Source organism: Aureispira sp. CCB-E (assembly GCF_031326345.1).
Classification (GTDB): Bacteria; Bacteroidota; Bacteroidia; order Chitinophagales; family Saprospiraceae; genus Aureispira.
Genome location: NZ_CP133671.1, coordinates 3,080,728 through 3,104,543 on the forward strand (window position 1 = coordinate 3,080,728; position 23,816 = coordinate 3,104,543).

Sequence of the window (23,816 nt, forward strand, 5' to 3'; positions counted from 1 at the left end):
ATTGATTTTTTTATGTTTTAAATTTAAAATAGAATGAGCAAATATTATCGTATAAAGGCTTCTAAAGTAGAAGGAAATTTGGTCCTACTAAATATTGTAAAAACAAGCTCTGATGCAAAGGGTATAACTGATCATGGCGGATTAGAACAATGGGCTTTAGCTTTTATGATTGAACTAAATGAAGAACTATTAGAAGATACCAAAGGGTTTGATATTCATATGGATAAGCATCCATACAAAGAAAAATATCAAAATTTGTATGGTATGAAAATGGGTAAAAAATATTACGTAGCTGACAGCGATGCAAATGCTGATACATACGAAGGACAGAAAGTTGTTAATCGTTTCAACTTCGGAGGGAAAAATCTTCTTATCACTCGCCCTGAGTACAAGCAGTTTTGTCTAGATGCTAAAGATTATTTTGAAGTCAAATCTTTAGAGCAAAATGGTGATCATTACACCATGCTTTTTGAAGCCAAAGATCCCAATATGATTTATCATCTAAGAGAAGGTATGGAATGGGAGTCATCGGCTTATAATATGTGGGATATGTTGGCTCTTATTTAGCAGAGCACACGCTTCGCGCCTTGTAATTTTGCAATTGAAAAAAAGAAGATGAAAAATTTAGGAATAATTTTATTAGCTTTTATTAACCTTCTTTGCAAAGGTCAACCCGATTCTAAGGCAGAAAGAAATGTTGGCGGTCCTTGTCAAGATTGTGTAGCTCTTTTAGATTTTAGGTTGTTAACCCCAAACCCTAAATCAGTTGACTCATTACCTGGTTTCGAAGAAAATGAGCCCCAAATAAAAATAACTGGAACCGTATTCCAAAGGGATGGGAAAACTCCCGCAGATAATGTATTGTTGTATGTTTATCATGTGGATAGAAATGGGATTTATCAACCAAGTGATGCTCCTGTTGGCTGGGAAAAAAAACATGGACAATACCGTAGTTGGCTAAAAACAGGAGAAAATGGAAAATTTGCTTTTTATACTTTTCGACCAGCTCCATATCCTGAAGCGCGAGAACCTGAGCACATTCATATTTATGTAAAAGAACCGAATACTATACCGTACTACATTGATAGTTATCTTTTTGAGAGTGATCCAACTCTTACGGAAGAAAAAAAACAATCGCTTAAAAATCGTGGTGGTTCGGGAATCGTAAGACTTGAAATGAAAAATGGAATTTGGACAGCAAATAGAGATTTAATTTTGGGGTTGAACATTCCAGATTACGAATAAAATATATACTTAAAGCTGTTAAATGTAATTTCGTTTATCGTTAGGATTGTTATTAGAAAATATATAGGATGAAAAAAGCAATAGGAATAAATAATAGAAGGGATTTCTTTAAAAAAATTGGATTATCTACAGCCTCTGTTCTGCTCCCTATAACTAGTTTAAACTCGATGCCTTTGCCTGCGTTGTCCAGAGCCCCTAATCAACCGAATACGCCTGTCAATTTTATTTATGATGGTCTTGCTTTGACCCCTCAGGAATATTTAGAAAAGTTAGATCAAATAAATAAGAAACAACCAATTGAGCCAGATTTTTATGGAAATGGAGGTGCAACTAAACTAATTGAAGATGCTTTTACAAAAATAACAGGAAAAGAAAAAGCGATTTATCTCCCTACTGGTACAATGGCAAATCAACTGGCTATTAAGCTACTCAATGGAAACAATACGAAAGTTATAGTGCCCGAAAATTCGCATGTTTTCAGAGATGAGGCAGATGCAGCTCAAAGTGTTCATAGTAAAAGATTGATTCCGATAGGAAAAGGAAAGCCATATTTTGATGTAGAGGATTTAAAAAATACGATTGACTATACCAATACTAATGAGGTTTTTAAAAGTGGTTTGGGAACGATAGTAATTGAAAACCCTGTTAGACGTGCTGATGGAACTGTTGTTCCAATTGAAAAGATAAAGGAAATCTCAAACTATTGCAAAGAGAATAATTATAAAATGCATTTAGATGGTGCTAGAATTCATCTAGCATCTGCTTTTAGCAATACTTCACTTTTAGAATATGCATCGTATTTTGATACGGTTTATATTTCTCTATATAAGTATTTAAATGCATCGGGTGGGGCGATGCTTTGTGGGGATGCGGATATAATTGATAAGGTTGCACATCAAATAAAAATACTTGGAGGAACAGTGTATCAAAGTTGGAGCAACACAGCAATGGCATTGTACTATTTAAATGGAATTGAGGATAGATGGAGCCAAGTTATTCAAAGATCTAAAACAATAATATCTGAGTTGAATAAAATAGAAGGGCTTCGTATATCTAGTTTAAAAAATGGCACTAATATCTACGACTTAACTCTAGATACAGCAATCAATTTAAAGAAACTAGCTATATTTTTGTATGATACATATAATATTTGGTTAGGAAGAGCGAATGAAAAAGGAGTTGTGAAGTTTGTGATTAATGAAAGCCTGTTAACTAGGGATTATAAGGATATAATAAATGCTTGGATAGAAGGAATTGAATATGCACGTGGATAAAATGTTGTTAAGCATTATTAGAGCTTACAAAACGGAAATAGTTAGACCTTTGTCAAAAATTTTCTTATTTCTTTTAATCTTTTTTGCTACGATTTGATTAAACCATATTATGTTTAGAAGCATTGAAAGGAAAAAAGCTGCTATCAAAACATATCTATATTCATCTACTAAATACATATCGTATATTGCTGAGAGCATCATAAAAGTTTGAAACAGCATTCTAACCAATAAAAATGTCCAAAAATCTGCTTCTTCTAATACGGTATTAAATCTCTTATAAAGCTTTGGATAGCTTTTTAAAATACTCCTCAAAGAAACAAAAATACTAGAAAATTGAACTGCAACTATCCACAACCATGTCGATGGAATATCGGCAGAAATAGCAAACTTTAAAATTACCAAACCAAAGGCTATATGATGAATGATTAGAGCCCAATTATAATTAGATTTAATCCTAAATTCTTCAATAGTTGAAAAAGAATAAAAAGAGACTATGACTAGAAGAAAATGAATGTGGGCTGAGCTTAAGTTGACCTCGCCATTCAAAGTTCCTCTGAAAAGCAAAATAGAAAGAGTTGTTGGTACTAAACAATAGAAAAATGCAGTGATTATTTTTAACTGTTGTGCTTTGTTTTGAGCAACAAAACCAAATGCATTATAAAGAAAATACCAAACTAAAGTGTATGTAAAAACTAAGTATAGTTTTAGCTCTGTTAAGGATAAGGTATGGATTAGACTTGACATGATTTTTATTTTTATTATATGTCGAAACTAAAACTTTATCCCCCTAAACTTAACAAGGAAAAACTCTTGGTAGTATGTATGATGATTCGGTGTAGCTATAACTTAATTTGATCGTTTTTCGATACAACAGTAAGAAATTGATGTCTAACAGTTATTTTGATGTATGATAATGGTGCTTGTTTTTCTTATTTATTGAGAGGTTGTATATTGTTTTGTAATAATGTTGTAGATGTATATTAGTTATTCCAATTAATAAAAGTAAATACTGATTTTCAATTTTTAACCTAAACTCTAATTTATGGGCTTGAATTTAACTCTCAATTATCTAAAAAGTTCTGAAATTAAACCTGATGCATTGACTTTCTTCTTAGAAGTTCAAAAACAACTCGGTTTTAAAGGTCAAGTTGTAAGTGAAAAAGCAACTCTTGATGATGTAATGAGTACTCAACACCAGCATGAAGTGTATTTGTCGTTCTTATTTATAAATGAAAATCTAGTGATTAAATCTGATTCAGATTTTTTAACTAAAAATCAAGCACTCTTTGTCTCTAAAAAACTTACATCTGCGGTCTTAAAAATAGAATATTCTGATACTGTAATGGTCCAAAGTTTTATGTACTTTGAAAAAGGAAATCTACTTCGGGAGCTTACTAGTGGATTTGATGCTATTGTTGAAGAAATGAAAGCGTACCAACATCTAATGCCACAACCTATTCCTCAAAGTGCTTTAAAAGGTGATGTGAATGTAGGAAATCCGCTTTGGTTTGAAAAAAATGGTACGGATCCTGATATTCTCATGGAAACTTACGGAGTTTCAATGGAAGATATAGATGTAGAAGATTGGACAATTTGGGAAGTAAAATAATTGCCCCAAAGGTATACCACAGTTATCTTGTATACTCCTATATTAAAAAGCCGAAGAAACTTCATTATATATGTTTGTTTTAAAGGGATGTTATATAGCAAGAGTAGCGTCTTGGTTATTAAGTTTTTGTGGAGGTATAAGTGAGTTCTTATCGTGGCTTTTATTCTGTGTTTTATTTCTATTATGTATATTGGAGCGTTATTACGTTTGTATGTACTAGTTTAGAGGTATATACAAGTAAGTTGTGTAGTATTAAAATAGATATTCAAAAAATGAGACTTTTATACTTAATCATTTTCCTTTTTTTTATAAATAATTTCGTTTTTGGGCAACATGATTTTTTGTCCAATATGGACTTATATCGGTATGAGCACAATAGTTTAGGGGCAATCGAAGTTGGTGTATTTAAAGCTGAAAATAAGGGCAAAAAACCTTTGGTTTTAGTTTTGGGAGGTTCTGGATTAGAACCAACTTTCAAATATAATCTTGAAGATAAGCAAGTTTATTGTTCTGGCTTTTGGGGATTTACAAAATTTAAAGAAGAGTACCATATTGCTTATATTAATAAAGGTGGAATCCCTTTATTCGATTCAATTCCCAATAACAATTCCAAATATCCAATAGATAGTATTACAATTAAGCAGAACACTTTAGATTGGAGAGCTGAATCAGCTTCCTATGCAATAAGTAAATTACAGAAGGCGTTAAAACCAACTAAAATTTATGTAGTTGGGCATTCTCAAGGCGGACAAGTTGCACCTAAGGTGGCTGTATTAAACAAAAGTGTAGACAAAGTAGTTGTTATGTCTGCTAATGCTTTAGACCATATTTATGACCGAATTCTGATTGCTCGTCAAAAAGCGGCAAATCATTTGATGACACAGGAAGAAGCTCAATATGTAGTTGATAGTCTGTTTAGGGTGCAAAAGGAAATTTATCAAAATCCCCAAAGTACTGAAAAAGAATTTTGGGGAGAAACCTATAACAAATGGTACAGCTACTCCAAAACAACACCTTTGGAAAATATGCTTTCCTTAGATATTCCAATTTTATTAATTGCATCAGGTAGAGATATTGATGGTTCTTATATTGGAAATACAGATTATGCAATGCTCGAATTTATAAGAAAAGGCAAAAATAATCTGACTTATAAAGTCTATCCCAATTATGACCATATTTATATGGAAACACAATGGAAATTAGGAGAAGAGATAGGACTTGGTTTTAAAGCTAATAAAGTAATTAAAGATGTTTTTGACTGGGTGAAAAAATGATGTTATGATTGGATGAGGCGTCAAATGAAGAGACGAATTGACAATTTATCAACTGAATAGAAGTTCAACTTACAAAAGATATAATATGTGAAGAACGAAAGCTAAAATTAAAATTTATGTGGAGCCCGTATCATTTTTTATATAAAATCCGAAAAGACCAATTGTACTCAGATTCGATAGAGACATTTGATCTAAAAGGTATATTGAATACTTTTGATGAAATTATTTCAATAGGAGAACTCTATTATAGAAATAGAAAACAATATCCTTGTATATCAATTTTAATTGTAAGCTCTGATAATGGTAACTTCACTGTTAAAGATCATAAAACTACATTCAAGGAAATAAATCTGATTGAGATTCAGACGTCTAAAGATAAAGATTTGAAAGATTGGTATTTGAATTTTATGACTAAAATAGCTCAAAAGTTAAATTGGGAGTTGATTCTTTCTGAAGATGACTACGGAAATGAAGACATTCTAATCTGGAAGAGTGGAGAAAACAGTATCTAAAAGTGTATTTTTTTAATAGACGAGGGTCGACATGAATGAAAATTGGTTTAAATTGTTAGAAAAATATGAAAGAGGAGACTTTATTGAAGGAGTTGTTATTGTATTGCCCATGCATCCTTTGGAGTTTTTCTCAATTTAAATGCTCCTCCTGTTCTTGGGCTTATAAGAATAGTTAGTTTTACTGATAAAGAACGGATGACTGTTGATCTATTTCCTAAAATAGGCACTAAATTAAAAGGCATAATCACTGATTTCAATGAAGACAACCTACAAGTAAATATTAGTGTAAAACCTAGTGATTTTGAAAGATTTAAAAAGATAGCTTATAATAATTAGTAGTCAGAAGTAAGTGCGGAGGAAAATTTTGCTAATTTTGCCGTGTTGTTATGGGCAATTCAAGCTAAATAGAATGTTGAAATATCTAGTTCTAATTTATATTGTTATTTTCTTTGCAGGATTAATAAGTTGTGAAATTCCAAACCCTAATTTTAATCCTTTTATAGAAGATCATCCTGATTTAAGTGTCGAAAAAATATTAAATGATACAACACTCAAAATGGAAGGGGATTGTATGGCTTTTAGGTATTCGAAAAATTTTGGGGCATACAATATCTTTTATATAATTTATAGTCTTCCAGATGAAATAAGAATTGAAGGGAAAGGTTTAGAAATTCCATTAAAAAAAGGACTCCTTATTTTGCAAGATGATCTTTCTAAAGGGGTTATAAACAGAGCTCTAAAAATAGATTCGATTTTAAGAAATGTTGAAATAGATTCATTTAAAGTTAATTCAATTCTAAATATCTATGGATTAACCAAAACGAAAGAAATGGTTTTAGAAGATACATTGTGGGATATACAATTGAAAAAGTACTACTGGCTTTATAAAAACTTACTAGGGGATGAATATCTATTTGAAAAAGTACTAGATGTACAATGGTTATCAGAGGTAAAGGGGATTGGAACACTTAAAATCGTTTACGATTCAAGACTTCAATATGAAACCAATAAAATAAAGGAGAATTACTAGAAACTTGTATATAATAGTACAATACAACAATAATAAACTTATAAAATGAGGAATCTAAACGGTCTATTCTTAATTGTCTGTTTGTTATTTTCGTTAGGTGGCTTTGCTCAAAAGAATATTAAAGTTGACTTTTTAGGGCAAAAAATCAAGGCAAATCTAATTTGCATAGCTTCTCAACCAACTATAGAAGAATCGGATGCACAAGCTGTGTTTAATATCAATGAAACTCTGATGGGAGCTATAAGAGAAGCTCAATTTTTGGACATAAACATCATGATGTCTAAAGATACCATTAAAAGTGATTATTTAGTGTTTGTTATTGAAGTCGATCAAGCTCAAAAATTAACCCTTGAAATGTTTGATGATGGAAGTTTTGTTATGGTTGCAGATTGTACATTTTCTGTAAATACTGGTGGGAATTTTCTAGCTGTAGATGTAAAAAATATAAATAAGGGAGTATATAATTTTCGACTTAAAGATGAAGAAGGTAGCGAAGTAAACAAAAGGGTTGTTCTATCTAAAAAAAGCTAGAAGAGGCATTAATAAAGATAATCAAGGAGATAAAATTGAAACAGTCTTTAAAATAATGCATGCGGTAGTAAGAAACTAGTTTCTTGTGGTTGTTTTTACATGGGGAGTCTTAAGCAGTTTTTAACTCTATCGATTATGCTTAAATAAAAATGAAATAGCATATTTATAATGAAAAGAAGACTTAAAAATATATTTATACTACACGAATACATTGACGATTCTCAAGATGTAATGCAAAAGTATTCAAAAAAAGTGTATAAATATATGTACACCTCTCCAGTAATTGCTCTTGAAGGTTTAGGAACAAGTGCAGTAAGAACAGATGGCGTTTGGACTTGGAGTGATTCTATTGTGGAGTCTTATAAAGGTGGAAAAATTTGTTTGCCTAAAGAATTTGTAGATCATGTTAATACACACTTGTTTTCTTATCCATTATGGTTCGCTTTCAAGGAATATATTCTTAGATATAACCTTAGGGATGAGGTAAATCTTCTGATCAATGAAAAAATTGAGCAAAACCAAAACAAGTAAAATAAGAGAAGCATTGAAAAATTCACCTCTAAATTAGCCAGCAATTCTAACGATGTAAGAAAATATATTAAATAATAATAATATCAAATAGCTATTCTAATTGAGGTCGAATATTGACCTTTCTAGCGATTATTTGATAGATTAAGTTCATTGAAATAGTAGGAATAAAATCAAAGAGTACTCGAACTTTCTGCCTTAAATTACGCAATGTTTTTGCTTCTTTTAAGGCTTGTTCAAAACTTTCATCAACAGCCCTTGTAATCTGGTCAACAAAAAATGCTAATAGCATAATCAAAGCAAATACTGTTGACAAGTAGAATTTTCCATGACCATAATTATGTTCCAAATTGTAGTCTTGATTCTTCAAGGTGTTAAATGTCTCATTTTCAATTTTCCAACCTGCTCTTCCAGCTGTGGCAATAGATGAAACATTTGATTTAGTCAAAGTTAGGTTGGTAATCCACTTATTGGAATAAACCACTTTATCTTTTTCTAAATCATATTCTTCGTATTCTAAATAGTTTACGATAATATCTTGGTTTGCGCCATTTAGAATGAGGTTAGATGCCCACCTGTATCGACACAGAGTCTTTTCATTTTTCTGGTATTGACACTGATGCAAACTATCCTTTTTTCTAAGTTGCTTAACTTGTTCCAAAACATATCCTTCCTTGATTACTATGATGTAATCCATTTGGATATCTTGTGCTTGAAGTGCTTTAATAGTTGGACCATCAGCATATAAAGCATCTAAAAGAATTAAGATCTTTTCTTTTGGCAGTATGCTGCGTAAATGTGGAAATAATCGTTTACATGCCTTTCGTTCACAATCATTCTTTTTTGAACCATCCTGCCGCGTTATTGCTTCTCCAAAAACAGGAAAAACGGTCTTGAAATTAGGATGAACTACACTCGCTGCTAACAATTGGTGATGATGTTCTATTGTACCATTTTTTCTTTTCTTTGTTAAACATTGAGAACAACCAATCTTATTGGAAGAAAATGTACCTGTGGCATCAACACTTACTAGCAAATGTTGGTCTAAGTATCTTCTACTTTCGAGTATTTTGAGCCTTTCCAAATGTTCAAAGATTGTTTTAAAAGTAGGTTGAAAAACAGATGGTTGGACAGCATCTAAAATTTTTCGCATCCCATTATCTGTTGGAAGCTTACTAATTTTAAAGACTTGTTCTAAATTGTCCTTACGATGAATGGCATTATCTATAAAACTCAATAATGATGGATCTTTTAGACCAAACATAGCAAATGCTCCCATTAAACAATCATGTAGCAAATATTCTGTATGTCCTTTTCGATGGTCTGGAACTTGGTGAAACTCTTTGGATACTATTTCTACTAATTTGTCGTACATCGTTTACTTTTTAGTAAATGTACGTTCCTTTTTCAATGAACTTAAATCTTATTTTATCATATAATTCTGTTTATCGTTAGAATTGCTGAATTAGATATTGAACTAGTATTGAATTTTAATGTATTAAGTTTTTTTTTTGTGTAAAGTGTAGATAATCAGATTTTAAAGTGATTTTGATCATTGTGTTTTTTAAAATTATCTATTAGTTTTATATTTATATAATAACAGTTAAATATAAAAATATAATCATGAAACGACTACTCAAATTGAATACTACCTCAGTGTTACTATTATGTTTATTATTTAGTATTAGTTTAAAATCGCAAACTTATGATGTGAAACCTCCTAAGTGGAAAAGTTTGGATCAAATATCCAAATCTTTGAAAACTACACAGCTTGAGCTAAAAGAATCCGTTTATTTACCCTCTGGAAGAATTAAAAAAATTTCCTCTATTTCTGTTCTAAGTGTTACTTCTAATGTAATTACAGCTATCATGTGTTCTGATGATTCAAAATGGTTTAAAGTAGAAATAGAAATAGGTGACACGGAAGAAATTAATAGATTTGAGATACTGAGAGAGGGAATTTTAGTTGATAAATTAAATAATGAGATAGGTGGAGTAGAAGGAACAGCTATCTACGATGGATATTTTTATGTTTCCTTAGATAATGATATAAAAAACAAACAGCAAAACTATATATTCAAATATGACTTGGATGACTTGGATAAAATAAAAAGCAGTTGGAAGTTTGAAGAGAAAATTAAGCTAGTAGATGAAAAATATTTCCCTACCGCAGATGCTTATAAGAATGCTGGGTTAGAAGCTCTGGCAGTAACAGATGATGGAAAATTATTTACAATTTATGAAAAAGGAAGTACTAACAAGAGATTAGCTTGGCTGAAAAATATTTATCAAAGAGAACAGGCTACTATAGAGTTGAAGTATATGGCTCAATATCCTGAGATAAAGGGAGCTGCAACATTATCGAATGGGAATATTGTTATTCTTGAAAAAGAATTTGATAAGTACGTAAAAAAGAATAAGGAAGTAAAAAAGACTCGGTTTAGTATTCATGAACTTGATCGAAAAACCTTAAATAAGGATACATATTTAATTACCAAGAAGTTATTGGAAACAAAATTCAGTCAAGATGATTTTGATAATTTTGAAGGAATTACTTCCTTTGTAATGAATGAAAAAGAGTATCTATTAATTATCTCTGATGATAACGGGGATAGTAGTCAAAATACTCTGTTGTTTCTATTTAAACGAATAAATCCTAATGATGGAAAGACAAAACCTAAAGTACCTAGAGTAGGAGTTGTAGAACCTGAAAAAGAGAAAGTTGTTGATCCTACATTAATTCCTTATCCTCAATTTAGTGGAAATAGAAGCTCTTTTAATACTTATGCAGATAAAAAAAATAGGCAAATTATTTATGATACTAAGTTAGGTGCCTCACTAACAAGAATAGATGAGAATGGTAACACCCAAAAGGCTCATGGAATACCTAGGCATGCAAATGTTTCTGTGGCAATAAGCCCTCTGACTTTAAGAGGTATTCTGAAAGAAGAGGTAAAATACTTTACGGTTAGTATTGAAGGAAAGGATCATTTATTTAAGAATAGTGTTCAGGATTTATACGAATTAACTTCCCCTCCAAGCGGAGATGTGGGCACCTCTACTGGAGATAGTCACGAGCCAGAATTGGAAAAATCTGTAGATAAAGCTTTATCTATGCTAGATATTCGAGGTACAGATGATGAGTTAAAAGAAGCACTTGAAGGAGTTGAAGCTAATTTGCCCCAAGATAAAAAAAGTTCATTTATAAGTGCAAAAGATGCATTTCTTAATGGAGCAAAAAACAGCCTTACAAAAGATAACTTAAGAGAAGAGCTAAAGAAAATAAAAAACAATGGCTTTGCTCAAGGTACTGTTAGAACTCAAAGCAATTTGGAAAACTATCTTAATAATGTTCTAAGGAGTTGGGATAAAGGAGATCAATATGTTCAATATTCTGAAATTGAAAGGCTAAAAGCTTATAGAGATACTTTAAGAAAAGCCATTCATGAATGGCAAATATCGGGAAATAGATTGTCTTTAAAAGAAACTGAGGCATTTAATAAGGTAATGAATTGGTTACCCCAAGAGATATATCTAACAACCTTCTCGTCAATCGCACCAGATAAGGATGAAATAGAAATTAAAATAAAAACCTTTGGGGAAGCGGGTGCAGCAACAAACGAATTTAAAATAGCCAAAAGGAAAGTTAGTACAGGTTTGGCTGTTAATATAGGAACTTCTCTTTTCTTGACAGGATTTAGGTCAAGTGATGCTTATCTGAATGATTCTTTTCCGATCAATGATACCGTTATTGAGAGAAGAGTAATGATTCCTACCAATGATCAACTTTCTGTAGGAATTGGTGCAAATGCAGAATTATCTTTTAGAACTCCTAGTATTGTTCGTCCAATGATAAGTTTGGGCTTTTTTGTTCCTTTGAATGAAAAAGTAAAACCCTTGGTTGCTATTGGTGGAGGTGTTACGGTAGGAACTCAAAAGGTAAAGATAAGTGCTTCTTTTGGTGCTGCTTTTGGAACAATGAATGTAATTAAGGAAGAATATTTGAATAAAAATGTATCTTCTACTATTCAGTTATCAGAAGTAACAGAAACCGTTTGGAATCATAGTTGGCAAATGGCAATAGGAATAAGTTATAATATTGTCGGAACAAATTAGATACATGGAAGGTAGAATGAGTGATCCCAAAGCTAAATAAAGCTTTGGGATTTTTTATGGCACAAACTCATGGAAGTTAATAAGAAAAGCACATTGCCCAATCCCATAATTCTTTACTGAAAAGGATTCTTTTTGTAAATTAAAATACCCATTTCAAAAACAGAACCCCCAATTTTTTTAAGACAAACATTAATTTTTTTTGTAGATTTGAGAATTGACCTTGATACTAATTTTTATATCCAGAATTGTCTAGAAGAAGCATCATAGATAATTCGTTATACAACCAACAAAACAAAGAATGGCAATAAAGAAATCAGAGTTATACAGCTCCCTTTGGGCGAGTTGTGACGAGTTGCGTGGAGGAATGGATGCCTCACAATACAAAGATTATGTGTTAACCATGTTGTTTGTCAAATACATATCCGATAAATATGCAGGAGATCCCAATAGTTTAATAGATGTTCCAGAAGGAGCAACTTTTGAGAATATGGTCGCCTTAAAGGGACAGCCAGACATTGGGGATCGAATCAACAAAGAAATTTTAAATCCATTGTTTCAGGCCAATGGCTTGGATGGACAGATAGATCCAGTTGATTTTAACGATGATGAAAAGCTAGGAAGTGGCAAAGAAAAAGTAGATAAACTCTCCAAATTAATTGCCATTTTTGAAAACCCTGCTCTGAATTTCAAAAACAATAGAGCCGAGGACGATGACATATTAGGCGATGCCTACGAATACTTGATGCGCCATTTTGCTACTGAGTCGGGAAAGAGCAAAGGGCAATTTTATACTCCTTCTGAAGTATCTCGAATACTAGCCAAAGTGATTGACGTACACAAGGCAGATAAATCTTCCTTTACTGCCTATGATCCAACTTGTGGTTCGGGATCCTTATTGTTAAAAGTAGCCAATGAAGCAGCGGCAGACATTACCCTCTATGGACAAGAAAAAGACATTGCTACCAGAGGTTTGTCTATTATGAATATGTGGCTACACGGTCACCCAGAGGCTAGTATTGAGGGGAAAAATACCCTTGCTTATCCACAATTTACTGAAAAGGATGGAAGCTTGAAACGCTTTGATTTTGTAGTATCCAATCCTCCTTTTTCGATGAAGAACTGGAGTACAGGAATTATACCACTGGACGATGAATTCAATCGTTTTCGTGGCTATGGGGTGCCTCCAGAGAAGAATGGCGATTATGCTTTTTTGTTGCACATTCTTGCTTCGATGAAGAGTACAGGAAAGGGAGCTGTGATTTTGCCACATGGGGTCTTGTTTAGAGGAAATGCGGAAGCTTCGATTCGCCAGAACATCATTGAACGCAGGTGGATCAAGGGAATTATTGGGTTACCTGCCAACCTTTTTTATGGAACGGGCATTCCTGCTTGCATTATTGTGCTGGACAAAGAAGGCACGGCAGAGCGTAAGGGCATTTTTATGATCGATGCCTCTAAAGGCTTTATGAAGGATGGTAATAAAAACCGTTTGAGAGAGCAGGACATTCACAAAATTGTTGATGTATTCAATTCTCAAAAAGAACTGCCGAAATACGCTCGTTTTGTTCCCTTTGAAGAGATTAAAAAGAACGAATACAACCTAAATATTCCTCGCTATATTGATACGCAAGAGGAAGAAGATATCCAAGATTTGAGCGGGCATTTGAATGGTGGTATTCCGAATAGAGATATTGATAACTTACAGGAATATTGGAAGGTTTATCCAAGCTTGAAACAAGACTTACTAGCACCTTTGAGAGAAGGATATAGCGAATTGAACGTGGATAAGGATGCGATCAAAAGCTGTATTTTTGAACATACTGAATTTAAGGCCTATCGTCAAACGTTGGATGGCTTGTTTGAGGAATGGAACAATCAAGTAAGTCCTCAATTGAATGCCATTCATGCTCAAACGGCTCCTAAGCAATTGATTCATCAAATCTCGGAAGCCTTATTGGAAATCTATGAGGGCAAAGCTTTGGTGAATGCTTATGATATTTACCAGCATTTGCTCAACTATTGGAATGAGACGATGAAGGATGATGTCTATTTGTTAGTAGAAGATGGTTGGGAAGCCAAGGTGCGTCGAATTATAGAGAAGAACAAAAAAGGGAAGGAAGTAGACAAGGGCTGGACCTGTGATTTGATTCCCAAAGATTTGATTGTACAGGCTTATTTGCTACAAGAACAACAAGCTTTGCAAAATTTGGAAGCAGATTTGGAAGCGGTACAGGCAGAAATGCGCCAATATGAGGAGGAGCATACTGGAGAAGGTGGCTTGTTGGAAGAGGCGACGAATGATAAGGGAAAGATTACCAAAACAACCTTAACCAATCAAATGAAGCAGGTCAAAAATGACCCTACAGAAAAGGAGGCTTATACCTTGATGCAGGAATTAAAAAAATTGTTTGACCAAGAGACAACCCTTAAAAAAAGCATCAAAACCCAAGTAGCGGAACTGGATCAAAAAACATTGGAGCAGTATGCTTGCTTGACAGAGGATGAAGTTAAAAAACTAGTTGTCATAGACAAATGGTTGGCTACGATACAGGCAGCCATTCAGCAGGAGATTGATGCGATTTCTCAGCGTTTGACAACTCGTATTAAAGAATTGGCAGAACGCTATGGAGATACCTTATCGACTTTGAATGCAGAAACCAAGACTTTGGAAGATAAAGTGGCTATTCATCTTCAAAAAATGGGCTTAGTATGGAATTAATAGAGACTGAATTTAAACAGACGGAGGTTGGTTTGATTCCTGTTGATTGGGAGGTATTTGTTTTGAGTGATGTATTAAATGGGATCGCTGATGTTGATCATTATATGCCTCAATCAAGAAAAGATGGTATCCCTTATGTTATGACAGGTAATTTAAAAGAGTTAGCTAGTAATATAAATTTTAATGACTGTAAAAAAATAAGTGCAGACGATTATAAAAGGCTTTCAAAGAAAATCAAAAACTTAAAGGGAGATGTAATTTTAGCACGATATGCAACAATTGGTACTGTTTCTTATGTGGATATCGATTTCGATTTTGTGGTTTCGTATTCATGCGTTACTGTTAAATCAAATCCTTCTAAGTTGCTGGGAATGTTTTTGTTTTATTACTTTAAATCAAGTGTTTTTGAAATAGAAGTTAAAAATAAAGTCAATGCAAATACACAAAGTAATGTAGGAATTGGAGACTTAAATACAATGAAAATTGCTCTTCCTACTCTTCAAGAACAGGATATTATAGTTAAAGCCCTAAGCGATGTAGATGCCCTCATTCATAGTTTAGAAACCTTGATTGCTAAAAAGAAAGCTATCAAACAAGGGGCTATGCAGGAATTGTTGACGGGGAAGACTCGTTTGGTGGGCTTTGAGAATGATAAGGGTTATCAACAGACGGAGGTTGGTTTGATTCCTGTTGATTGGGAGGTGAGATTAGCTTCAGATATTGCTGAAGTTCGAAGTGGAAAAAGGTTACCTAAAGGAAATGCTCTTCAAGATACCGAAACTTCTCAACCTTATATTAGGGTAGCCGATATGTTTAATGGAGGAGTAGAACTAAAAAATATTAAATATGTTCCAGAAAGTGTTAGCCTTCAAATTTCTAATTATAGAATTTATAAAGATGATATTTTTATATCTGTTGCGGGTACATTAGGAATTTGTGGAATGATTCCATTAATTTTAGATGGAGCAAATTTAACTGAAAATGCTAATCGTTTTACAAATATTCAATGTGATAAAAAATTTCTGTTGTATATCCTTTTATCTCCTTTGATTCAAAATTTAATTAATTCAAGTAAAACATTGGGAGCGCAGCCTAAATTAGCTTTAGTTAGAATTCGAAATTTTGCTATCCCACTTCCCCCAACCCTAAAAGAACAAAGAGCCATAGCCGAAACACTCTCCAATATGGATCAAGAAATCCAAACTCTACAAACCAAAAAAGAAAAATACCAAGCCATCAAACAAGGCATGATGCAAGAATTGTTAACAGGTAAAACTAGATTAATATCGTCTTAATAGTGATTGATCAGCGAGCCTTAGCGATAGAGTTGGAGGATGAAGGAATATCTTTGGCTAGGGAATTTGAGATGCCCATTCATTATAAGAACAAGCATATAGGAACTCGAAGAGTAGATTTTTGGTGGAGGATATGCTTTCGGTAGAATTAAAAGCAGTCAAACAGATCGAAGATGTTCATATTGCACAAGCCATGAATTATTTGGAGGCTTACAATCTAGAGGTTGGTTTGTTAATCAATTTTGGAGCAACGAGCTTGAAGTTCAAACGCTTTGAGAACAAAAAGTATAGAGTGAGGAATTGAGAATTGTTGAGTTATAAAAGGAGATTGATATGAGTAAAACTAACGAAAGTATAAAAAGTGTCGCTTCCTTAAAAGCGTTTCATTTTTTGTAGAAGATTATCAACAAGGCTATAAGTGGGAGATTGTACAAGTACATGAATTGTTATCTGATGTTGACGAGTTTGAGAGAGGCTTTGTCGGTTACGGAAAATATAGAGTTTTATAAGTATGAAGTTAGTTTTCGATTGATTAAGGGTAAATAAGCTAGAAAATAGTGTATGAGTAGTATAGATGCAAAGATTCGTAAGGTAAAAGATATTTTAGATCAGAACCTTAAAATACCAAATTATCAACGCCCTTATCGTTGGGAAGAAAAGCATGTTTTTCAACTATTAGAGGATATTTTTAAGAGTTGGAAAGAGGGGAAAACAGCGTATAGAATAGGTAGTCTTATCCTACATGAAAAAGAGGGAAAAGATGAAAAAGAGAAAGATTTAGAAATTGTAGATGGTCAACAACGAATCACCACTTTAACTTTAATTTTTTTGTCTTTAGATGAGAAGCGTTTTTATAATTATGCAGAGAAATTACATTTTAGTCATGATGATTCTAAATATACGATAAAGCGTAATTTTGTCTTTATAAAGGAGTGGTTGGGGCACGAAGTTGCTCAAGCGAAGGTAGAATTTCTAAATTATTTGTTAGAGGCTTGTGAATTTGTAGAGGTTAAAGTAAAAAAAACATCAGAGGCCTTTCAGATGTTTGATTCGCAGAACAGTAGAGGGAAAAGCTTGGAGGCTTATAATTTGTTGAAAGCTTATCATATTAGAGCCATGGAAAGTGAAGCGGAAACACTTAAAGTAGATTGTGATCGAAGGTGGGAAAGTGCTATAAGATTTTATTCTGGTGAAAAAGAGCCAAAAGATATTCTGAAACAATTATTTGAGGAGCAGTTGTACCGAACTCGTCTTTGGAGTCGAAAAGAATATGCTTATCGATTTAGCAAAGAAGTTATAGGAGAGTTTAAAGGCAAGACGATTGAGGATGAGAATAGTGTAGATTATCCTTATCAAAACACCTATTTGCTTCAACGGCTTATCCTTCAAAATAGTAATCTATTAGGTAGTAAAATGAAAGGAATAAAACCTCGTTTTATGACAAGAGAATTGCCAAATGTAAATCCTTTCGTTTCTATTAATCAGCCTATTATTAATGGAAAACTCTTCTTTGATTTTATAGAAAGCTATACAGAAATTTATAAACAATTATTTATTTACATAGACGACAAAAGTTGTTTAGGAGAATTTAAGACATTTTATGATAAATATTGTAATTATAAAACCAATCGAGTAGGCGATTCTTATTTGAAAGAACTATACAAGTCGCTTGTTATGTTGGTTTTTGATAAATATGGAGAAGAGGGGCTTAATGAATACTACAAGGTTCTTTATACGATTGTTTACCGTTTGAGAGTAGAGAAGTTTCAAGTAAAATACAATGCTGTTATGAAATATGCAGCAGACAAGTGTTTATTTGTGATTATAGACGAGAGCAAGGGCTTTGTTGACCTGAGGGCATTGAATGCTTTAACAATGGATACGGTAGTTTGTCGAAGAGATGAAGCACTTATTATTCGATTTTTATGTGAACAAAACGTGAAAATCAGTAAACATGAAGACCTATCGATAGATGTTATGAAAAAGTACAAAAACTCAATAGATGGAACGAGAAAATCTCAATAAAAGCTTAAAAGAAATATTAGACTACGAGCATAATTATGTGGTACCTCTATACCAACGGAATTATGCTTGGGGAGCAGAGGAAATATTTCAACTAATTCAAGATATTTATGAGCATTTTGTAGAATCTCCTACAGAACATTATTTTATAGGAACCTTAGTGGTCTTAAAACGAAAGAATGAGGACTATGAGGTAATAGATGGGCAACAGCGATTGACAACGATTTCTATATTGGGAAAATATCTTGATGTAAATCGAATAAAGAAACCTAAATTGAAGTACGATTCGAGGCAAAAAGTAGAGTGTTTTTTTGACAAGTTTTATAACAACCCCAATAGTGTGAACATACAAGACGATAAATCGATTGCTCATTTTGTTCATGCGGTTGATTATATAAAAAGTACGGTACTCAATCCAAAGGAAACGAAGCCTATTCGATTAGAATCTTTTAAGGAGCGTGCTAATTATTCGGTTTTTGTAGATTATTTTTTTAATAAAGTCATATTGGTTCGAGTCGAAATCCCTCAGGATACAGATGTTGCACATTATTTTGAAGTGATGAACAATAGGGGAGAGCAGTTGGTGCCTCATGAAATTTTAAAGGCAAGGTTATTAGAAAAAATAGAAAATAAAAAACAGGCAGCAATTTTTGCTAAGGTTTGGGAGGCTTGTTCTCAAATGGATAGTTATATACAGAGCTATTTTAATAAAGAGGATAAAAATTACTTCTTTGGCGAAAAAAAATATGATGGATTTAATTTTAATCCGTTAGAAGATCAGCAAGGGGAAGTAAATGAGAAGACATTTGTCTCTATTAATAGTATATTGAAAGAATATGAATTAAGGGGTGATTCGTCAGATAAAGGAACAAAAAAAGCGAATGGCAAGTATAACTCAATTATAGATTTTCCTAATTTTTTGATGCATATCTTTAAATTGAAATATAAGGATTACGATGGGCGAGAAGTTCCGCTTAGTGGAGATGAGTTATTACGTGTGTTTGAAGCCTTAGAAGGTGAAATAGATCCAATGGACTTTATTAAAGATTTGTTTTTTTATAGAGTAGTCTTTGATCGCTTTGTATTGAAAACAGTTGAGGATGAAAAAGTAGAGGATAACTATAAATGGGTATTGAGAAAACCAGCGTATTATTTTTATGATACAAAAGAGCAAGATCGATTGGTTTTAAAAAATACATTTGAAAAAAGGGAAGAGCAAGATGCCATTATTAAGTGTTTGTCTATGCTTCAAGTAACGTTTAGAACCAAGAAATATAAAAAATGGTTACAGGAAGTATTTCAATGGTTTAGAGAGGTTAAAGATTTAGAAATTAGTGGGGAAGAGTATTTAAAGAAGTTGAATGCTTATGTTTTAGCTGTTTTTTCTGAGAACGAGCGCTTAGTAGATATTTGTACTAATAAAACTCCAAATGTTGATTATGCAGAGGGGACAAATACGCCTCATTTTCTTTTTAATTTTATAGATTATTTGTTGTGGATGGATAAGCCTAAGGATTTTAACTTTGATTTTAAATATCGGAACTCTGTAGAACATCATTTGCCTCAATCTTTAGAGAATGCAGGATTTGTTCATAGTTTAGGGAATTTATGCCTAGTTAGCAAACGTGCTAATTCTAGGATGGGAAATGAAAATGCTGTTGGTAAAGCTAAAGAAACGAATGGTAAATATTATAAAGAAGATTTGCCGCCTAAGCAAAAACTAATATACGACAAAACAAATAAAGGAAGTTGTTGGGGAGAAGTAGAAATAAAAGCACATTATGATGAGATTGTAAAAGTGCTTAAAGGTAGAAACAAAATATTAGAACACCATGAAAGATAATATAGGCAAGACAGAGCGCATTAGTCAAAATCGTATTATTAAGTTGTTTGAAGAGCAACTAGGCTATATCTATTTAGGAAATTGGGAAAAAGAAGAACGAACTCAGCCAATAGAAGCAACCATTTTGTTGGACTATTTGATTCAACAAGGTTATGCCAAGCTACTAGCAAAAAAAGCAGTAGATAAATTCGTAAAAGTAGCGACGAACCTATCCAATGGTTTGTACGAAACGAATAAGAAGGTATACCAATTGTTACGTTATGGCGTAACCGTTCGAGCGGCGCAAGGAGATCCCAAAGAAACCGTTTGGTTGATTAATTGGAAGGACGTTGCAAAAAATCAATTTGCGATTGCTGAAGAAGTCACGGTAAAAGGACAACACACCAAACGTCCTGATATAGTCCTTTATGTGAATGGAATTGCTTTGGGTATCTTGGAATTGAAGCGGAGCAAGGTAGGTGTTTCGGAAGGGATTCGTCAAAACTTAGACAATCAAAAGCCCCAATTTATTCAAAAGTTTTTTACGACAATGCAATTTGTTTTAGCAGGCAATGATAGCCAAGGATTGCGGTATGGAACGATTGAAACAATAGAGAAGTATTATCTAAAATGGAAAGAAGAGACGGCTCAAGAATTTGAATACCTAATTGATAAACAACTTTGGTTGCTGTGTAGAAAAGAACGTTTTTTAGAGATTATTCATGATTTTATCGTCTTTGATAAAGGAACAAAAAAAATGTGCCGCCCCAATCAATACTTTGGCATCAAAGCAGCGCAAGAAAATATTCGTACACGACAAGGAGGGATTCTTTGGCATACACAGGGAAGCGGAAAGAGTTTGACGATGGTTTGGTTGACCAAATGGATTCGAGAAAATATACCCGATAGTCGGGTGTTAATCATTACAGATCGAGAGGAGTTGGATGAACAGATTGAGAAGCTGTTTATTGGTGTTGATGAAAAAATCTATCGAACCAAAAGTGGACGGGATTTATTAAGGGTGTTGAACAGTAAAGAAGAAATGTTGATGGGGAGTTTGGTGCATAAGTTTGGACGACACGCAGAGCAAGGCGATTATAACCAATACATCAAGGAGCTGCAACAATATGCTAGTGCTGATTTTGAAGCCAAGGGAGATATTTATGTATTTGTGGATGAGTGTCACCGTACCCAGTCGGGGAAGTTACACGATGCTATGAAAGTAATTTTGCCTAATGCCCTTTTTATCGGTTTTACAGGAACACCTTTGCTCAAAAAAGACAAACAAAAGAGTATTGAGGTTTTTGGACCTTATATTGGAACACCTTATAAATTTGATGAAGCAGTTGAGGATGGGGTTGTCTTGGATTTGTTGTATGAAGCTCGTGATGTGGAGCAGTTTGTAACCGATCAACAAAGCATTGATGAATGGTTTGAAGCAGAAACCAAAGGATTGACAGATGTTGCTAAAGCGGATCTAAAACGAAGATGGGGAACCATGCAAAAGGTGCTGGGGTCTAAATCTCGCTTAGAAAAGATTGTATTTGATATTGTCAAAGACTTTAAAGTTAAGCCTCGTTTGTCAACGGGAGAAGGAAATGCTTTATTGGTGTCTAGCTCTGTTTATCAAGCTTGCCGTTATTATGAATTATTTCAGCGAGCAGGTTTGAAGGAATGTGCCATTATCACTTCCTATCAACCTTATCATGGCGATATAAAAGGAGAAGAAACAGGAGAGGGAACACCCACCGAAAAATTGCTAAAATATGAGGTGTATCAAAAAATGTTGGATGGAGTAGATGTGGCTACATTTGAGAAAACAGTCAAGACAAAATTTATCAAAGAGCCTGCTCGAATGAAATTGTTGATTGTTGTCGATAAGCTTTTAACGGGCTTTGATGCGCCCTCTGCAACGTATTTGTATATTGATAAAAGTATGCAAGATCACGGTTTATTTCAAGCAATTTGTCGAGTGAATCGAGTAGATGACGCAGGTAAAGATTATGGATATATCATTGACTATAAAGATTTGTTCAAAAGTCTATCTAAATCTATTACTGACTATACTTCAGAGGCATTTGATGATTTTGATGTAGAAGATGTGAATGGTCTGTTATTAGATCGTTATCAAGAAGCCAAAGAGCAACTGGAAATAGCGCAAGAAGCGGTTCGAGCCATGTGTGAACCTGTTCATCCTCAGACAGAACCCAATTTTATTCGTTATTTTTGTGGAAATACAGAAAATCCAGAAGATATAAAGGAAACGGAGGAGCGAAGAGTGGCTTTGTATAAGGTGGTGGGAGCTTTGGTTCGAGCTTATGCTAATATTGCTAATGAATTGCATAAAATTGGTTACACAGAGCAAGAGTGCATTGCCATCAAGGAAGAAGTACAATATTATTCTGATTTGCGTGAAACGATTAAAAGGGCAAGTGGCGATTATTTGGATATGAAGCGATTTGAACCTGGTATGCGCCAATTAATGGATATGTATTTGGATGCTAGCGCTAGTAAGAAAATCTCAGATTTTGAGAATAAAACCCTAGTTGAGTTAATTGTTCAATTGGAAGCATCTACAGGAGCAAGTCCATCGAAATCGAAACAAGTAGCGGTAGCTGAAACGATTGAGAACAACGTTCGTAAAGTAATTATAGAAGAATCCAAAACGAATCCTAAGTACTTTGAAAAAATGTCGGATTTATTGTCAGAATTGATTCAACAAAGGAAGGAACAACGGATTGCTTATACAGCTTACTTAGAGAAAATAAAGGAATTAGCAGAGCGAGTTTCTAACCCGTCGAAAGGAACCACTTATCCTACAACATTAGATACGAAAGCAAAGCGGAATCTATATGATAATTTGGAAGGGGATGAGAAACTCACTTTGGCATTGGATCAAGCGATTCAATATACTAAAAATGATGGATGGCGTGGGAGTAAGATTAAGGAAAAGAAAATAAAAATAGCTGTGAATGGTTTGATACAAGACGAAGAAAAAACAGCTAAGATTATGAAAATAATAAAAGCTCAAAGTGAATATTAGTCAAGAAAAAATAGCGATTGCAAATTTAGAGATTGATGTTATTCGAAAACAAATCAAAAACATGCATTTGGCGGTTTATCCACCTACTGGTCGAATTCGTTTGTCTGCTCCATTGGCAACGGATTATGATGTGATGCGCTTGTTTGTAATTTCAAAATTGGGCTGGATTAAAAAACACATTAGAAACTTTATGGAGCAAGCTAGGGAAACACCTCGAATGTATGTTTCTGGAGAAAGTCATTATTTTGAGGGCAAACGTTATTTGCTCAAGGTAATTGAACAAAAGAAAGGAGTCAATCGAGTAGAATCAAGTGGAGCAAAGTATATCTATTTGTATGTTCGATCAACTACCAGTACGAAAGAAAGGGCTCGATTGATGCGAGAGTGGTATCGAGCACAATTAAAAAAGCGCATTCCTCCTTTGTTGGAAAAGTGGGAAACTATTATGGGCGTTCAATCGAATGATTGGATGGTGAAATTGATGAAAACGAAGTGGGGCACTTGTAATATTGAGCAGAAAAGGATCTGGCTAAATTTGGAGTTAGCCAAAAAGCCTACTTTACATCTAGAGTATGTGATTGTGCATGAATTGACACATTTATTGGAACGCAACCACAATGAGCGCTTTGTTCAATATTTGAATCAGTTTATGCCTAAATGGAGGTTGCATCGAGCTGCTTTGAATGCTTTGCCTTTGGGGGATATGGAGGAATAGTTTATCAATGACTATACTATCGGTATTAATAAATGTATTATGTAAATGGCTGAATTTTAGTTTTAAGGAATTGTTGATGTG

The 23,816-nt window shown here is 33.5% G+C and carries 19 protein-coding genes and 1 pseudogene; 17 read left to right on the forward strand and 3 right to left on the reverse strand.

Going from position 1 to position 23,816, the window contains the following annotated elements; translation table 11 throughout:
- Nucleotides 1-33: 33 nt before the first annotated feature.
- From QP953_RS11570 to QP953_RS11580, 3 genes are all read left to right on the forward strand, one after another.
- Nucleotides 34-567 carry a hypothetical protein gene (locus tag QP953_RS11570; RefSeq protein WP_309555129.1) on the forward strand — a complete coding sequence of 178 codons (534 nt, stop codon included), beginning with the start codon at nucleotides 34-36 and terminating at the stop codon, nucleotides 565-567.
- 48 nt (nucleotides 568-615) lie between these two features.
- Nucleotides 616-1,245 carry an intradiol ring-cleavage dioxygenase gene (locus QP953_RS11575; RefSeq protein ID WP_309555130.1) on the forward strand — a complete coding sequence of 210 codons (630 nt, stop codon included), beginning with the start codon at nucleotides 616-618 and terminating at the stop codon, nucleotides 1,243-1,245.
- 68 nt (nucleotides 1,246-1,313) lie between these two features.
- The gene (locus QP953_RS11580; protein ID WP_309555131.1) at nucleotides 1,314-2,519 is read left to right on the forward strand and encodes an aminotransferase class I/II-fold pyridoxal phosphate-dependent enzyme; all 1,206 of its coding nucleotides are present in this window, start codon (nucleotides 1,314-1,316) and stop codon (nucleotides 2,517-2,519) included.
- Between the two features lie 24 nt (nucleotides 2,520-2,543).
- Here QP953_RS11580 and QP953_RS11585 read toward each other — a convergent pair whose 3' ends face one another.
- Nucleotides 2,544-3,263, reverse strand: a complete 720-nt coding sequence (locus tag QP953_RS11585) for a hypothetical protein (protein WP_309555133.1) — start codon at nucleotides 3,261-3,263, stop codon at nucleotides 2,544-2,546.
- 298 nt (nucleotides 3,264-3,561) lie between these two features.
- On the opposite strand from QP953_RS11585, the gene QP953_RS11590 reads away from it, so the two are divergent.
- The 3 genes from QP953_RS11590 (at nucleotide 3,562) to QP953_RS11600 (ending at nucleotide 5,914) form a co-directional block, all read left to right on the forward strand.
- Complete coding sequence (locus QP953_RS11590) at nucleotides 3,562-4,128, forward strand: hypothetical protein (RefSeq protein ID WP_309555134.1); 567 nt, start codon at nucleotides 3,562-3,564, stop codon at nucleotides 4,126-4,128.
- A 272-nt stretch (nucleotides 4,129-4,400) separates the two neighbouring features.
- Nucleotides 4,401-5,402, forward strand: coding sequence for an alpha/beta fold hydrolase (locus QP953_RS11595; protein WP_052599646.1), 1,002 nt, complete (start codon nucleotides 4,401-4,403; stop codon nucleotides 5,400-5,402).
- Nucleotides 5,403-5,518: 116 nt separating this feature from the next.
- The gene (locus tag QP953_RS11600) at nucleotides 5,519-5,914 is read left to right on the forward strand and encodes a hypothetical protein (RefSeq protein WP_309555136.1); all 396 of its coding nucleotides are present in this window, start codon (nucleotides 5,519-5,521) and stop codon (nucleotides 5,912-5,914) included.
- 95 nt (nucleotides 5,915-6,009) lie between these two features.
- Here the strand turns inward: QP953_RS11600 and QP953_RS11605 are convergent, their stop codons facing one another.
- Entirely contained in the window at nucleotides 6,010-6,156 is a 147-nt protein-coding gene (locus tag QP953_RS11605; protein WP_156039892.1) for a hypothetical protein, read from the reverse strand.
- Between the two features lie 167 nt (nucleotides 6,157-6,323).
- On the opposite strand from QP953_RS11605, the gene QP953_RS11610 reads away from it, so the two are divergent.
- The 3 genes from QP953_RS11610 (at nucleotide 6,324) to QP953_RS11620 (ending at nucleotide 8,006) form a co-directional block, all read left to right on the forward strand.
- On the forward strand, nucleotides 6,324-6,944 hold the full coding sequence (locus QP953_RS11610; protein WP_309555138.1) for a hypothetical protein: 621 nt from the start codon (nucleotides 6,324-6,326) through the stop codon (nucleotides 6,942-6,944).
- A 45-nt stretch (nucleotides 6,945-6,989) separates the two neighbouring features.
- A complete protein-coding gene (locus QP953_RS11615; RefSeq protein ID WP_309555139.1) occupies nucleotides 6,990-7,475 on the forward strand; it encodes a hypothetical protein in 486 nt (161 codons plus the stop codon).
- A 168-nt stretch (nucleotides 7,476-7,643) separates the two neighbouring features.
- Nucleotides 7,644-8,006 carry a hypothetical protein gene (locus tag QP953_RS11620; RefSeq protein ID WP_052599641.1) on the forward strand — a complete coding sequence of 121 codons (363 nt, stop codon included), beginning with the start codon at nucleotides 7,644-7,646 and terminating at the stop codon, nucleotides 8,004-8,006.
- 91 nt (nucleotides 8,007-8,097) lie between these two features.
- On the opposite strand, the gene QP953_RS11625 is transcribed toward QP953_RS11620, so the two are convergent.
- Complete coding sequence (locus tag QP953_RS11625; RefSeq protein ID WP_309555141.1) at nucleotides 8,098-9,378, reverse strand: hypothetical protein; 1,281 nt, start codon at nucleotides 9,376-9,378, stop codon at nucleotides 8,098-8,100.
- A 248-nt stretch (nucleotides 9,379-9,626) separates the two neighbouring features.
- On the opposite strand from QP953_RS11625, the gene QP953_RS11630 reads away from it, so the two are divergent.
- The 8 genes and pseudogenes from QP953_RS11630 (at nucleotide 9,627) to QP953_RS11665 (ending at nucleotide 23,735) form a co-directional block, all read left to right on the forward strand.
- Complete coding sequence (locus QP953_RS11630) at nucleotides 9,627-12,119, forward strand: esterase-like activity of phytase family protein (RefSeq protein WP_309555142.1); 2,493 nt, start codon at nucleotides 9,627-9,629, stop codon at nucleotides 12,117-12,119.
- A gap of 298 nt (nucleotides 12,120-12,417) precedes the next feature.
- Nucleotides 12,418-14,838 carry a type I restriction-modification system subunit M gene (locus tag QP953_RS11635; protein WP_309555143.1) on the forward strand — a complete coding sequence of 807 codons (2,421 nt, stop codon included), beginning with the start codon at nucleotides 12,418-12,420 and terminating at the stop codon, nucleotides 14,836-14,838.
- Nucleotides 14,829-16,133 carry a restriction endonuclease subunit S gene (locus tag QP953_RS11640; RefSeq protein ID WP_309555144.1) on the forward strand — a complete coding sequence of 435 codons (1,305 nt, stop codon included), beginning with the start codon at nucleotides 14,829-14,831 and terminating at the stop codon, nucleotides 16,131-16,133. Before QP953_RS11635 ends, QP953_RS11640 begins: the two co-directional genes overlap by 10 nt.
- Before the next feature lie 2 nt (nucleotides 16,134-16,135).
- Nucleotides 16,136-16,437 (forward strand): annotated as a pseudogene (locus QP953_RS11645) (GxxExxY protein); the annotation flags it as partial.
- A 257-nt stretch (nucleotides 16,438-16,694) separates the two neighbouring features.
- On the forward strand, nucleotides 16,695-18,158 hold the full coding sequence (locus tag QP953_RS11650) for a DUF262 domain-containing protein (RefSeq protein WP_309555145.1): 1,464 nt from the start codon (nucleotides 16,695-16,697) through the stop codon (nucleotides 18,156-18,158).
- The gene (locus tag QP953_RS11655) at nucleotides 18,136-19,998 is read left to right on the forward strand and encodes a DUF262 domain-containing protein (protein ID WP_309555147.1); all 1,863 of its coding nucleotides are present in this window, start codon (nucleotides 18,136-18,138) and stop codon (nucleotides 19,996-19,998) included. The genes QP953_RS11650 and QP953_RS11655 overlap by 23 nt, the downstream gene beginning before the upstream one ends.
- The gene (locus QP953_RS11660) at nucleotides 19,988-23,020 is read left to right on the forward strand and encodes an HsdR family type I site-specific deoxyribonuclease (protein ID WP_309555148.1); all 3,033 of its coding nucleotides are present in this window, start codon (nucleotides 19,988-19,990) and stop codon (nucleotides 23,018-23,020) included. Before QP953_RS11655 ends, QP953_RS11660 begins: the two co-directional genes overlap by 11 nt.
- Nucleotides 23,010-23,735, forward strand: coding sequence for a SprT family zinc-dependent metalloprotease (locus QP953_RS11665; RefSeq protein WP_309555150.1), 726 nt, complete (start codon nucleotides 23,010-23,012; stop codon nucleotides 23,733-23,735). Before QP953_RS11660 ends, QP953_RS11665 begins: the two co-directional genes overlap by 11 nt.
- Nucleotides 23,736-23,816 lie beyond the last annotated feature (81 nt).

What these genes read in the sequence shown, in the direction of transcription:
- QP953_RS11630 (WP_309555142.1), top strand. Translation starts at nt 9,627, where the DNA reads ATGAAACGACTACTCAAATTGAATACTACCTCAGTGTTACTATTATGT.
- QP953_RS11615 (WP_309555139.1), top strand. Translation starts at nt 6,990, where the DNA reads ATGAGGAATCTAAACGGTCTATTCTTAATTGTCTGTTTGTTATTTTCG.
- QP953_RS11610 (WP_309555138.1), top strand. Translation starts at nt 6,324, where the DNA reads ATGTTGAAATATCTAGTTCTAATTTATATTGTTATTTTCTTTGCAGGA.
- QP953_RS11620 (WP_052599641.1), top strand. Translation starts at nt 7,644, where the DNA reads ATGAAAAGAAGACTTAAAAATATATTTATACTACACGAATACATTGAC.
- QP953_RS11580 (WP_309555131.1), top strand. Translation starts at nt 1,314, where the DNA reads ATGAAAAAAGCAATAGGAATAAATAATAGAAGGGATTTCTTTAAAAAA.
- QP953_RS11625 (WP_309555141.1), bottom strand. Translation starts at nt 9,378, where the DNA reads ATGTACGACAAATTAGTAGAAATAGTATCCAAAGAGTTTCACCAAGTT.
- QP953_RS11585 (WP_309555133.1), bottom strand. Translation starts at nt 3,263, where the DNA reads ATGTCAAGTCTAATCCATACCTTATCCTTAACAGAGCTAAAACTATAC.
- QP953_RS11600 (WP_309555136.1), top strand. Translation starts at nt 5,519, where the DNA reads ATGTGGAGCCCGTATCATTTTTTATATAAAATCCGAAAAGACCAATTG.
- QP953_RS11660 (WP_309555148.1), top strand. Translation starts at nt 19,988, where the DNA reads ATGAAAGATAATATAGGCAAGACAGAGCGCATTAGTCAAAATCGTATT.
- QP953_RS11570 (WP_309555129.1), top strand. Translation starts at nt 34, where the DNA reads ATGAGCAAATATTATCGTATAAAGGCTTCTAAAGTAGAAGGAAATTTG.
- QP953_RS11655 (WP_309555147.1), top strand. Translation starts at nt 18,136, where the DNA reads ATGGAACGAGAAAATCTCAATAAAAGCTTAAAAGAAATATTAGACTAC.
- QP953_RS11650 (WP_309555145.1), top strand. Translation starts at nt 16,695, where the DNA reads ATGAGTAGTATAGATGCAAAGATTCGTAAGGTAAAAGATATTTTAGAT.
- QP953_RS11605 (WP_156039892.1), bottom strand. Translation starts at nt 6,156, where the DNA reads ATGCCTTTTAATTTAGTGCCTATTTTAGGAAATAGATCAACAGTCATC.
- QP953_RS11575 (WP_309555130.1), top strand. Translation starts at nt 616, where the DNA reads ATGAAAAATTTAGGAATAATTTTATTAGCTTTTATTAACCTTCTTTGC.
- QP953_RS11640 (WP_309555144.1), top strand. Translation starts at nt 14,829, where the DNA reads ATGGAATTAATAGAGACTGAATTTAAACAGACGGAGGTTGGTTTGATT.
- QP953_RS11595 (WP_052599646.1), top strand. Translation starts at nt 4,401, where the DNA reads ATGAGACTTTTATACTTAATCATTTTCCTTTTTTTTATAAATAATTTC.
- QP953_RS11590 (WP_309555134.1), top strand. Translation starts at nt 3,562, where the DNA reads ATGGGCTTGAATTTAACTCTCAATTATCTAAAAAGTTCTGAAATTAAA.
- QP953_RS11635 (WP_309555143.1), top strand. Translation starts at nt 12,418, where the DNA reads ATGGCAATAAAGAAATCAGAGTTATACAGCTCCCTTTGGGCGAGTTGT.